We start from the raw sequence: 11,786 nt of genomic DNA on the forward strand, positions 1-11,786 counted from the left end.
GTCTTCTCCGTGCGCGAACAGGACTTCACGGAGGCTTTCAGTCGCTCCGGAGACGTCGTGCGCTATCTCTTCGTCCATCAGAATTTCCCGGGACAGTTCCTGCATTTTGTCCGGCATCTTCTCGCGCAGGATCATGAGATCGTCTTCATTTCGGAGGCGAACAACAATCATATTCCTGGCGTCCGACGCGCCATCTACCGCGTGCCGCGTCTGCCTTCGATGGAGACGCACCCTCATCTGAGGGAGTTCGAATATGGCCTGCTCCGTGCCGAAGCCGTAGCCACCGCGGCGCGTACGCTCAAGGGGCTGGGCTATGAGCCGGATATCATCGTCGGACATCACGGCTGGGGCGAACTGCTCAATCTGGGCGACGTTTTTCCTGACTGCCCGATCCTCGGATATTTCGAGTTTTTCTACCACGCGGATCAGAATGACGTGGGGTTCGACCCGGAATTCCCGCCGTCGCCGGAACTGGCGGCCGCGGTAAGGGTCAAGAATTCAATCAATCTGCAGGCCCTCTGTCTGAAAAACGGATATGGTCAAAGTCCGACACAATTCCAGCGCGGCACCTATCCCGGATGGGCGCAGGAAAAGATTTCTTTGCTGCGGGAAGGCGTCAATCTGGACCTCTGCTCTCCCGAGCCGCAGGCCAGACGGCGCAATCTTGTCATCAACGGGGTGCGGATCACGCCGAAAGACGCCCTCGTCACCTATGTCGCTCGTGATCTTGAGCCTTATCGTGGTTTTCATGTGGTCATGCGTGCGCTACCCCGCATTCTGGCCGAACGCAAAGACGCGCAGATCATTCTCGTGGGCGGCGACAAGGTCAGCTACGGCACGCTTCCTCCCGGCGGCGGAAGCTGGCGCGAGTTTATGCTGCGCGAACTGGAAGGCAAGCTGGATCTCGATCGCGTCCATTTTGTCGGCAAGGTCGAGTACGATGATTTCCGGGCCCTGCTGCGGCGGTCCGACGCCCATCTGTATCTGACCTATCCGTTCGTTGCGTCCTGGTCCCTGCGCGAAGCCATGGCGACAGGATGCCCGATCATCGGAAGCGACACGGCACCGGTCAGGGAATTCATCACGCATGATGTTACGGGCCGTCTGGTGCCGTTTCTGGACTCATCGGCAATTGCCGAGGCCACGCTCCAGCTTCTGGAGGAGCGTCGAACCGCACGCCGACTGGGGCAGGAGGCGCGGCGTTATGCCGAAGCGGAGCTCTGTCTGGATGACTATCTGAGTCGGTATGACGACCTTGTGAGCAGGATCACAAACAGGAAAGGAGCCGGGGATGATGGACAATGAAGTCATTTCAGTTTTGAAAACTGCTCTGCGGAGCTGGGTTTGCAAAAAAGACTCTTTGTCTAAACCCGCCCTGCTGACGGAGCCGGATATTCACGACCTGGCCGTGGCGACAAAAGCAGGCATGGTGCCTCCGCCATGTCCGGAGGGCGTAAGGGAATGGGGTAATCTGCGGGAGTTAACGAAGGGTTGGATTGTGCAGCAAGAACCGGACGCCATTCCGGAGGCGTTGCAGAACCGCGACTTCGAATATCTTGCGACTCTGATTGCCCCGTCATGTTCAGATGCGCAACCGCTTCATGAAGACGAAAAACTCGTCTTTGCGCGGGAGCATCTCGAACGCTGCCTCTGAACGTCAGAACGCCCTGCAGGAAGCCTGCAGGGCGTTCTTCATTTTTCGGCGAAACCGTTCGGATCAGCCGCGGCTGCCCTTGTGGTCGCCATCACGCATCTGGCCTGTCGGCTCCTGAACATGGGCTTCAAGGAACCACAGATGCTTGTCGAGGCCGCGGGATACTTCCGTGAAGATATCTGCCGTGTCGTCATCGCCTGCTTCGTCCGTCGTCTTGATGGACTCACGCACGTTGTTCGCCACGGTCGCATAGCGGTCGATCAGGGCGGCGAGATGATCGGCAACGCGATAGATGTTGTTCGGATAAGGCGTGCAGGCACTGTTTTTGGAAACATCCTGCACGGTCCCGAGTGCTGTTCCACCAAGTTGTACGGCACGCTCTGCAACTGTGTCGGAATAACCGTCAATGCTGGTGCGGAAGCCATCAAGCATTTCATGGACGCCGATGAACTGCGGGCCCTTGAGGTTCCAGTGAGCCTGCTTGGTGATCAGCGCCAGATCGATCAGGTCCGACAGGCGGGCGTTCAGCGTTTCGATGGAAACATTCTTGGTGTTGTCCGCAGTGTTGTTCTGCGTCACGTGACGGTCTGTTCTGGAAACCATGAGAATACTCCTGAGCATTGGTCTGAGGCCCGTTTCAGGGGGCCGTCAGAGCCGCTGAGATGTCTTGGCACTCCGCTTGATGCGGGGCTGTCAGTGTCCCAAACGTGTTATCCTTAGGGAGGTTCCGTTGAAGGTGTTCCCATTTCTGACCTGATGGTTTTCTGTTTTGGAACAGGCCCTCATCCCCGGCTTTTTCCAAGGTTTGCCAAGGCCTGTTTCAGGCATTTGGTGCGGTGATGACATAAATCTTTCATCCGGTGTCGTTCCTGTTCCGGTTGTTCTTCCCTGACAGGAGGGCTAATGCACTGATGTGGTGGCTTCGGTCGCCGGATAATGCCCGTTTTTCAAGTCAGAGCTTCTCACGCATGACCCTTGCCACAGCCACGCCGTCTGAAGAGGCCCGCGACACGGCCGGTGCTTCCAGAAGTGGAAGCCGCCGCAGCGGTCCTGATACCGCCTTCCATTTTCTGGTGGCGGCATCGGCGCTGCTGGTTCTCGTGGTGCTGGGCGGCCTTGTGGTCCTCATGGGCATTGGGGGAGGCCAGGCGTTTCGGACGTTTGGTCTGGGCTTTGCCTTCAGCGATGTCTGGAATCCGGTCGCGGATCTCTATGGTGCCTGGGCACCGTTGTTTGGAACGATTGTCAGTACGCTGATCGGTGTGGCGATTGCGCTGCCGCTGGCGTTTGGCACGGCATTCTGGCTGACGGCGATGGCGCCGCCCCGGATTGCCGCCATCGTGGGAACGGCGGTGCAGCTTCTGGCCGCCGTGCCGTCGATCATTTTCGGTATGTGGGGCTTTTTCACGATCGTTCCCTTCATGGCGCGGACGGTCCAGCCTTTCCTGACCCATCATTTCAAGCATGTGCCGGGCATCAAATTCATTATTCATGGTGCGCCGTTCGGAACAGGTCTCATGACGGCCGGTCTGGTTCTGGCGGTCATGATTGCGCCGTTCATGACGGCAGTGATGCGCGACGTCTTTGCCGCGATGCCCAATATGCTGCGTGAAAGCGCGTATGGCCTTGGGGCTACGCGCTGGGACGTGATGTGGAAGGTTGTGGTGCCGTGGTCCCGCTCTGGTATGATCGGTGCGATCGTGCTGGGCATGGGGCGCGCGCTGGGCGAGACCATGGCTGTAACCTTCGTAATTGGAAACGTGACGGCTGTCGGCTGGTCGCTGTTTGCGCCGCGCAGCACGGTCGCGTCCCTGATCGCCCTTCAGTTCCCGGAAAGTCCGGCTGGATCTCTTCGGCTTTCGGCGCTTCTGGCGTTGGGCTTCATCCTGATGCTGCTGTCATTCGCCAGTCTGGCGCTGGCGCGGATGCTGCGGGGGAATACGAAATGAGCGATACCGTCGTCTCAACCAACGGTTGGAAGCCCAACCCTCGTGCGGCCCGTCGTCGGAGCGCCGATCATGTGGCCACCGCTTTCGGGATGGTCATGGCGGGCATTCTCGTGCTGGTTCTGGCGTCCATTCTGTGGACCCTTCTGTCCCGCGGGCTTGCCGGACTGTCCGCCGCCGCGATCATGAAACCGATGGGACCGCCGGGCTCGTCTTCCGGTCTGGCGAATGCCATTGTGGGCAGTCTGATCCAGACGTTTCTGGCGCTGCTGATGGCGACGCCGCTCGGGCTTGGGTGCGGGATCTATCTTTCAGAATACGGCACGGACACGAACAAATTCGCATCCTGCGTTAGGTTCGTCTCGGACGTGCTGATGTCGGTGCCGTCCATTCTGGTGGGTCTGTTCGTTTATCAGGTCATGGTTGCCCCGTTCGGACACTTCTCTGCGCTGGCTGGTTCCGTTGCTCTGGCCATTCTGGCTGTGCCGATCATTGTTCGCACGACCGAAGACATGCTGCGTCTCGTCCCGACCGCCATGCGCGAAGCGGGCGCGGCTCTGGGTGCGACGCGCTGGAGGGTGACGCTTTCTCTATGTCTGCGCTCTGCCAAGACGGGCGTTCTGACAGGCATTCTTCTTGCGCTGGCCCGTGTGAGCGGTGAGACGGCGCCGCTGTTGTTTACGTCGCTGGGCAACCAGAACTGGTCTTTCAGCCTCACCCGCCCGATGGCGAGCCTGCCGGTGACGATCTACCAGTATGCCGGTGCGTCCTATGAAGACTGGGTGCAGCTTGCCTGGGCCGGTGCGCTTCTGGTGACGATGGGTGTGCTGGCCATCAATATTGCCGTCCGCGTCTCGGCGCGACGCGGATGACCTCGGGAACACTGCAGGGGATGACACAGGATTCCATGATGACCAAGACTGATCCGCAGGCGGCGAAGATCCCTGAAGTGGCGCTGGCTGTCCGCAACCTGAATTTCTATTACGGCGAAAACCACGCCCTGCACGACATTTCGGTGGATTTTCAGGCCCGTCGGGTAACGGCCATGATCGGGCCGAGCGGCTGTGGTAAATCCACTCTGTTGCGGATTTTCAACCGCATGTATGACCTGTATCCCGGCCAGCGCGCGACCGGCGAAGTGATGTTCGACGGGCGCAATATTCTGGATCACGATCTCGACCTGAATATTCTGCGCGCGCGCGTGGGCATGGTGTTCCAGAAGCCGACGCCGTTTCCGATGTCGATCTATGACAATATCGCGTTCGGCGTGCGTCTGCATGAAAAGCTGAACAAGGCGGACATGGATGCGCGTGTTCAGGACGTTCTGACGCGCGTGGCGTTGTGGAACGAAGTCCGGGATCGTCTGAACGCTCCTGCTTCCGGTCTTTCCGGCGGTCAGCAGCAGCGTCTGTGCATTGCGCGTTCCATTGCGACGCGGCCTGAAGTCCTGCTGCTTGACGAACCGACCTCGGCGCTCGACCCGATTTCCACAGCGCGTATCGAAGAACTGCTTGACGAGCTTAAGGAAGAATTCACGATTGCGATCGTGACCCACAACATGCAGCAGGCTGCACGCTGTGCGGATCAGGTAGCGTTCTTCTACATGGGGCGTCTGATCGAAGTGGACAGCGCGGACCGGATGTTCACCAATCCGAAGCAGCAGCAGACCCAGGACTACATCACCGGCAGGTTTGGATAACGCGTCATGGCTGACAGATCCCACATCGTCAAAAGCTACGAACAGGAGCTGGGTCAGCTCCGCTCCATGATGGCGCAGATGGGCGGCATCGTGGAAAATCAGGTTGCCCTCGCGCTGTCCGCCATTGCGGACCGTAACGAGGAAGCCGCCGATGCGGCGGCGCGTCAGGACCCGGAAGTGGACCAGCTCGAACGTGAGGTCGAAGGTCTTTCCATCCGTCTTCTGGCGCTGCGAAGCCCGATGGCGGGCGATCTGCGCGAGATCGTGGCGGCTCTGAAAATTACGGGCGATCTGGAGCGGATCGGCGATTATGCGTCTTCCATCGCGCGCCGTTCGCTGCGGATACGGATGCCGGAAAACCAGATTTCGCTCTCGGGTCTGCGCAGCATGGGACGCCTCGTGCAGGAAAACCTGCGCCGTTCGATTGATGCGATCACGCAGCAGGATTCCAACCGGGCCATGGAAGTCTGGCATTCGGACCGTGCGGTGGACGAATATTACACCGCCCTGTTCCGTGAACTCGTGACGTACATGATGGAAGATGCCCGCAACATCCGCGCCTGCACGGAACTGCTGTTCATCGCCAAGAACCTTGAGCGGATCGGCGATCATGCGACCAATATCGCCGAGCGCGTTTTCTACGCCGTGACCGGCGATAATCTGCCGTCCCTGCGTCCGCGCGGTGGCCCGGCTTCCGCCCTGACTGTGACGGAAACGATGCAGGAGCCGGACGTTCGGTGAAGAGCCCATCCCCCGCACGTGCCAAGGGACTCGTTCTTCTCGTCGAGGACGATCCTGCCCTGCTGCTGATGACCTGCTACAATCTCGAACAGCGCGGTTATCGCGTCGAGACGGCGGAAGACGGAGAAGCGGCGCTTCTGGCGCTGGAGACGTCCCGTCCGGATGCCGTTGTGCTGGACTGGATGCTTCCGGGTCTGTCCGGACTGGATGTGTGCCGTCGCATCCGGGCCAATCCTGCGCTGCGTGACGTGCCGGTGCTGTTGCTGACGGCGCGTTCGGCCGAGCAGGATGCGATCCGTGGCTTGGACACGGGTGCGGACGATTATCTGATGAAGCCGTGCAGTGTCGATACGCTTGATGCGCGTCTGCGCGCCCTGCTGCGACGGCACCAGTCTTCCTACGACCGTCTGTCTTTTGCGGATATCACGCTTGACCCCGAAACGCACCGCGTGGAGCGTGGCGGGCGGATGCTGTCTCTGGGGCCGACGGAATACCGCCTGCTGGACCTGCTTATCCGCAATCCGCGCAAGGTGTTCTCCCGCGAGGACCTGCTGCGCCGGATCTGGGGGCAGAACATTCATGTCGAGATCCGGACGATCGATGTCCATATCCGGCGTCTGCGCAAGGCCATCAATGGGCCGGGCGAGATGGATCTGGTGCGGACCGTGCGTGCGGCCGGTTATGCGCTGGATGACGGCCCGACGACGGACGGCGCCTGACGGGTGCCGTCGGGAGCACTTTCCGGAGCGCTGCCGGGAGGGGGACTTCCGCCTGTAGCGGACACGCTGCCTTTGCAGGTGGGCATGGTTCTCGTCTGTGTGGCGCTCGCGGGATGGGTGCTGGCGGTCTGGCTCCTGCTGCGGCAGCCGCGCGTTCCGACGTCGCCTCCTGACGATTATCTGAAACCTGTCTCTCCGGCCGATCTGCTGGTCGATCCGTTGCCCGCGTGTGCCGTGGTTCTGGATGGGCTGGGGGCGATCGTGCAGGTCAATGAAGAGGCGGCGTCCCAGTTCGGGGAAACGGTGGGCGCGATCCTGCGTCATCCGGCGGCCCGTTCGGCCCTCTCCGCGGCACTGCGCGTTCCGGCACCGTCCGGGATAGGGGAGAGTAGCAGCCGGAGTGACTTGCCGCCTGTCTGCTCGACGACGTTCACGCTTGATGTCCCGGTTCCGCGAACGCTTCACCTGATGCTGCGCCGTCTGCCGGGCGGCAAGGGGCAGGACAAGCGTGTTCTGGTCGTGCTGAACGATCATAGCGAGGCGCGGGCTGCGGACCGGATGCGGACGGACTTTGTGGCGCATGCCAGCCACGAACTGCGTACGCCGCTGGCGTCGCTGAGCGGATTTATTGACGCATTGCAGGGCGCGGCCGGGGAAAATCCGGTCATGCGACAGCAGTTTCTCGATATCATGCGTCAGCAATCCGAGCGGTTGAAGCGGCTGATCGACCGCCTTCTGTATCTGTCGCGCGTTCAGGCGCACGAGCATCAGCGCCCGCGCGATCTGGTGGATGTGGCGGATCTGATGGCGGTTGTGCTCGGGGAGGTTGCGCCGCGTTTCGAGCGGGAAGGACGCACGCTGACTCTCGAAATCGAAGACGACCTCATGGTGCGGGCCGACGAGGATGAAATGGTCCAGGTGTTGCTCAACCTGATCGAAAATGCCCTGCGCTATGGTGCAAAGGAAGACGAGCCCCTGACCATTACGTTGTCGGCGCGGCGTGCTGTCATCCCCGATGATCGGTGGCCTGCGGATGGGGGCGTCATTCTGGGGATCGAGGACAATGGCTGCGGGATGGAGGCCCATCATCTGCCGCGCCTGACCGAGCGTTTTTATCGTGTCGGTGCGCCCACCGATGGAGCCGGGCAGGGGACGGGCCTGGGGCTGTCCATCGTGCGGCATATTCTGGACCGGCATGGTGGGCGTCTGCGGATTGCGAGCGCGCCGGGCAAGGGTACGACCTGTCTGGTCTGGCTGCCCGCTGCGGGGGCGACACTTGCGGTTTCGCTGGTGGAATGACAGTTTCTTTCTGAAACAATCAGAAGGTATTGTGACTGTGACAGTTTTCCGCAGTTTTCACCGGGCCGCTCTGGCCGTTCTGTTGACGGGCAGCATGTTCACGCCGCTTCATGCGGCGGATGTTCCCGACACTATTCCTGCCTGGCTGAGCGACATCAATGGCGCGCAGGCGATGGCCTGGGTGAAGGATCAGAACGATCGTACCCTGCGCCTTCTGGGGCATGGTCCGCTTTACCAGAGCCTGTATGCGACGTCCCTGAAACTGCTTCAGACGCATGATCGTCTCGCCTCTCCTATTCAGATCGACGGGATGATCTACAATTTCTGGCGTGATGACCGACATCTGCGGGGTGTTCTGCGCCGGACGACGCCGGATTCCTATGCGACCGATCATCCGGAATGGACCGTCGCGCTGGATCTGGATGCGCTGGCGGCGAAGGAAAAGCGTAACTGGGTTTATGGCGGGGTGGACTGCCTGCATAGCCAGCAGAATCTCTGCCTGCTTCATCTTTCCGACGGTGGCGAGGATGCCAAGACCGTGCGGGAATTCGATCTGCGGACTGGAAAATTCGTTGAGGGCGGGTTCAACCTTCCGCATGCCAAGCAGGATTCGAGCTGGCTGGACCGTGACACGCTTCTGGTCAGCTATCCCTGGACGTCTGCCGATGTGACGGAATCGTCCTATCCGTACATCGTGAAGCTTCTCAAGCGCGGCCAGTCTCTCGATCAGGCGCAGACGGTCTTTACTGGAAACCGGAAGGACGTCGAAGTCGGACCGGAAGTACTGCATGACGGCGCAGGGCATCAGGCCACGCTGATCCGCGAAGGTCTGGATGCATTTTCGTCGAAGCTGTTCCTGTATCGGGGCGGTCAGGTGACGCAGGTTGCCATTCCCCTGAAGGCTGATGTTGCCGGGCTGTTCAATGGTCGTCTGGTGATTCAGCTCAAGGAAGACTGGAAGGTCGGAGCGCAGTCTTTCCCCCAGGGGAGCGTGGTGCTGGTCGATCCGGCTGCGGCAACGGTCGCGCCCCAGCTTCTGGTGGCACCGACGGGCCGTCAGATGATCGAGGGGGCGTCCACGAGTCATGGTCATCTGATCGTCACGCTCTATGACAATGTGCGGGGCAAGATTTCGATCTACACGCCTGAGGGGGCGACCTTCACGCACCGGGATCTGCCTCTGCCGCAGAACATGTCTGTTGAACTTGCCAGTACTGACGAAGACAGCCCGGTGGCTTATGCCGTCTCGACCGGATTTCTGAGCCCGACCACGCTTTGGGAGATCAACAGCGATACGGCTTCGGTCCAGAAGCTCCATACGCTGCCAGCGCAGTTCGATGCCTCGAAGATGGCGGTGGAACAGCAGGAAGTTCGTTCGAAGGATGGCACCAGCATCCCGTATTTTATCGTCCATCCCCGGGACATGGCGCTGGATGGAACCAACCCGACACTTCTTTACGCTTATGGCGGGTTTGAAGTGCCGCTCTTCCCGTTCTATTCGGCCGGGATCGGTAATAACTGGCTGGCGCGCGGCGGAGTTTATGTTCTGGCGAATATCCGCGGCGGTGGAGAATTCGGACCGGCCTGGCACGATGCGGGTCTGAAGACCAATCGCCAGCGGATTTATGACGACTTTGCTGCCGTGGCGAAGGACCTGATGGACCGCAAAGTGACGTCGCCGCAGCATCTGGCGATTCAGGGCGGTTCCAATGGCGGTCTGTTGATGGGCGTGGAGTTCACGCAGCATCCGGATTTCTGGAAGGCCGTCGATATTGAAGTGCCGTTGCTGGATATGATGAACTACGAACACATGTCGGCGGGCGCGTCGTGGGTCGGGGAATATGGAACGGTCTCCATCCCCGAACAGAAGGCGTTCCTACGCGGAATTTCGCCGCTTCAGAACCTCAGGCCCGATGTGAAATATCCCGTACCGTTCATTGAGACGACCACCAAGGATGACCGTGTCGGCCCGGTTCATGCGCGGCGTTTTGCTCGGCGGATGAGCGAACTCAAACTGCCCTATTATTACTGGGAGCAGGTTGCGGGCGGTCATGGTTTCGGAGCAAGCCAGAAGGAAATCGCCCAGACGCAGGCACTCAGCTATGCATATCTATGGTCGGAACTGGGGCGGGCGAAATAAGTCTCCGCAATTACGCGGACATGAAAAAGGGCGCTCTGTTGAGCGCCCTTTTTTAATGCAAAAAGCCGGAAAAACGGAATCTTAGCCGTGGCGGCGGCTGCGATCCAGCAGGCACCAGCCCCCGATCAGAACGGCGCCGATCAGCGGGATGGCGCCGATCGTGATCGTGCCGTCCGGGTAGTCAAAGGCCATCATGACCAGGACGAAGCCCAGAAAACCCAGCGTCGCCCATGTCGTATAAGGCGCGCCGGGCATGTTGAAGCCCGTTGGCATGATATCCCCGCGATTGATCGCGGCCCGCAGCCGGAGCTGGCACAGCAGGATGAAGCCCCATGTGCTGATGATGCCCAGCGCCGAGAAATTCAGGACGATTTCAAACACACGGGACGGGATGAGATAGTTCAGCATCACGCCCACCAGATATACGGCCAGTGTGGTGAGAATACCGACATAAGGCACGGAGCTTTTGTTCAGCTTGCTCAGGGCACGGGGGCCGGAGCCACCGAGAGACAGCGCCCGAAGCACCCGCCCGGTGGAATACAGGCCGGAATTGAGGCTGGAAAGCGCGGCCGTCAGCACCACGATGTTCATGATGGTGCCGATGCCCGGAATGCCAAGCGCCTGAAAGAACGTCACGAACGGGCTGGTGCCAGCATGATATTCGGTCCAGGGCAGCAGGCAGACCAGCAGAATGACCGAGCCGACATAGAACAGGGCAATGCGCCAGATCACACTGTTGACGGCGCGCGGGAGGATTTCACGGGCATCCTCGCATTCGCCTGCGGCTGTCCCCAGCAGCTCGATGCCGGAATAGGCGAACACCACGCCCTGAAGCAGCATGAGGGCCGAAAACAGTCCATGCGGGAAGATACCGCCGTTTTCAGTAATCAGGTGAAAGCCTGTCGTGTGGCCGGCCACCGGCATGCGCGTGCCGAGAATGAGGGCGCCTGCAATCAGGAAAAGCGTTAGTGCTACGACTTTGATGAGGGAGAACCAGAACTCCATCTCGCCGAAGTAGCGCACACCGATCATGTTCATGGTGCCGACGATCGTCAGTGCTACAAGAGCGAAAACCCATTGCGGAATCGGCAGGAAAACCGCCCAGTAATGCATATAGAGGGCAACGGCCGTGATATCGACGATGCCGGTCATCGCCCAGTTCAGGAAGGACAGCCAACCCGCCATATAGGCCGCGCGCTCACCGAGGAATTCGCGCGCATAGGTCACGAAGCTGCCGCTGGTCGGGCGATACATGACAAGCTCGCCCAGTGCGCGCAGGATCAGAAACGAAAAAACGCCGCAGACTGCGTAGATGATGGCAAGAGAGGGGCCAGCCATCTGAAGGCGTGAGCCTGCTCCAAGGAACAGTCCTGTACCAATGGCACCCCCGATAGCGATCATCTGGACATGACGGCGTCCGAGATCCTTGTGATAGCCTTCCTCGCTGATGGCCCCTGTCTGATGGGTCGGGGTGTGATCGGGAGCCGGGCTTGTCGTCATCTGCGCGTCCTGAGAAGTCGTCTGGGAAGGTGTTCGGTGAAGCTGAAGGGGCGTGACGAGAGGCGGAGGCCGGGTGGGCCTACGCTTC

Annotated in this window: 11 protein-coding genes; 9 read left to right on the top strand and 2 right to left on the bottom strand. The window is 60.2% G+C overall.

The annotated features are described in order from the left end of the window. Nucleotides 1-57: 57 nt before the first annotated feature. On the top strand, nt 58-1,305 hold the full coding sequence (locus JK208_RS07450) for a glycosyltransferase family 4 protein (RefSeq protein WP_211575187.1): 1,248 nt from the start codon (nt 58-60) through the stop codon (nt 1,303-1,305). Beyond that, nucleotides 1,295-1,654 (top strand): hypothetical protein, encoded by a 360-nt coding sequence (locus JK208_RS07455; RefSeq protein ID WP_249201994.1) that lies wholly within the window; start codon nt 1,295-1,297, stop codon nt 1,652-1,654. Before JK208_RS07450 ends, JK208_RS07455 begins: the two co-directional genes overlap by 11 nt. Nucleotides 1,655-1,717: 63 nt before the next feature. Here the strand turns inward: JK208_RS07455 and dps are convergent, their stop codons facing one another. After that, a complete protein-coding gene (gene dps / locus JK208_RS07460) occupies nt 1,718-2,257 on the bottom strand; it encodes a DNA starvation/stationary phase protection protein Dps (RefSeq protein WP_194261251.1) in 540 nt (179 codons plus the stop codon). Nucleotides 2,258-2,622: 365 nt separating this feature from the next. Between dps and pstC the strand changes: the two genes are divergently transcribed. The 7 genes from pstC to JK208_RS07495 are packed head-to-tail and all read left to right on the top strand — an operon-like array spanning nt 2,623 to nt 10,198. Continuing rightward, nucleotides 2,623-3,603 carry a phosphate ABC transporter permease subunit PstC gene (gene pstC / locus JK208_RS07465; protein ID WP_211575189.1) on the top strand — a complete coding sequence of 327 codons (981 nt, stop codon included), beginning with the start codon at nt 2,623-2,625 and terminating at the stop codon, nt 3,601-3,603. Further along, a complete protein-coding gene (gene pstA, locus JK208_RS07470; RefSeq protein WP_211575190.1) occupies nt 3,600-4,472 on the top strand; it encodes a phosphate ABC transporter permease PstA in 873 nt (290 codons plus the stop codon). The genes pstC and pstA overlap by 4 nt, the downstream gene beginning before the upstream one ends. Nucleotides 4,473-4,492: 20 nt before the next feature. Beyond that, nucleotides 4,493-5,299, top strand: coding sequence for a phosphate ABC transporter ATP-binding protein PstB (gene pstB / locus JK208_RS07475; RefSeq protein WP_235993280.1), 807 nt, complete (start codon nt 4,493-4,495; stop codon nt 5,297-5,299). Between the two features lie 6 nt (nt 5,300-5,305). Then, on the top strand, nt 5,306-6,040 hold the full coding sequence (gene phoU / locus JK208_RS07480; protein ID WP_194261254.1) for a phosphate signaling complex protein PhoU: 735 nt from the start codon (nt 5,306-5,308) through the stop codon (nt 6,038-6,040). Next, on the top strand, nt 6,037-6,759 hold the full coding sequence (locus JK208_RS07485; protein ID WP_099285662.1) for a response regulator: 723 nt from the start codon (nt 6,037-6,039) through the stop codon (nt 6,757-6,759). Before phoU ends, JK208_RS07485 begins: the two co-directional genes overlap by 4 nt. A gap of 3 nt (nt 6,760-6,762) precedes the next feature. Continuing rightward, nucleotides 6,763-8,058 (top strand): ATP-binding protein, encoded by a 1,296-nt coding sequence (locus JK208_RS07490; RefSeq protein ID WP_349291969.1) that lies wholly within the window; start codon nt 6,763-6,765, stop codon nt 8,056-8,058. Nucleotides 8,059-8,089: 31 nt separating this feature from the next. Continuing rightward, nucleotides 8,090-10,198 (top strand): prolyl oligopeptidase family serine peptidase, encoded by a 2,109-nt coding sequence (locus tag JK208_RS07495; RefSeq protein ID WP_349291970.1) that lies wholly within the window; start codon nt 8,090-8,092, stop codon nt 10,196-10,198. A gap of 81 nt (nt 10,199-10,279) precedes the next feature. Here the strand turns inward: JK208_RS07495 and JK208_RS07500 are convergent, their stop codons facing one another. Continuing rightward, complete coding sequence (locus tag JK208_RS07500) at nt 10,280-11,698, bottom strand: amino acid permease (protein WP_211575191.1); 1,419 nt, start codon at nt 11,696-11,698, stop codon at nt 10,280-10,282. Nucleotides 11,699-11,786: the final 88 nt, after the last annotated feature.

The organism is Gluconobacter sp. Dm-74 (assembly GCF_018256135.1).
In the GTDB taxonomy this organism is placed as follows: Bacteria; Pseudomonadota; Alphaproteobacteria; order Acetobacterales; family Acetobacteraceae; genus Gluconobacter; species Gluconobacter cadivus.

Excerpts from the sequence above, each read along its gene's own strand:
- JK208_RS07455 (WP_249201994.1), top strand. The coding sequence starts at position 1,295 with ATGGACAATGAAGTCATTTCAGTTTTGAAAACTGCTCTGCGGAGCTGG.
- dps (WP_194261251.1), bottom strand. The coding sequence starts at position 2,257 with ATGGTTTCCAGAACAGACCGTCACGTGACGCAGAACAACACTGCGGAC.
- pstC (WP_211575189.1), top strand. The coding sequence starts at position 2,623 with ATGACCCTTGCCACAGCCACGCCGTCTGAAGAGGCCCGCGACACGGCC.
- pstA (WP_211575190.1), top strand. The coding sequence starts at position 3,600 with ATGAGCGATACCGTCGTCTCAACCAACGGTTGGAAGCCCAACCCTCGT.
- pstB (WP_235993280.1), top strand. The coding sequence starts at position 4,493 with ATGACACAGGATTCCATGATGACCAAGACTGATCCGCAGGCGGCGAAG.
- phoU (WP_194261254.1), top strand. The coding sequence starts at position 5,306 with ATGGCTGACAGATCCCACATCGTCAAAAGCTACGAACAGGAGCTGGGT.
- JK208_RS07500 (WP_211575191.1), bottom strand. The coding sequence starts at position 11,698 with ATGACGACAAGCCCGGCTCCCGATCACACCCCGACCCATCAGACAGGG.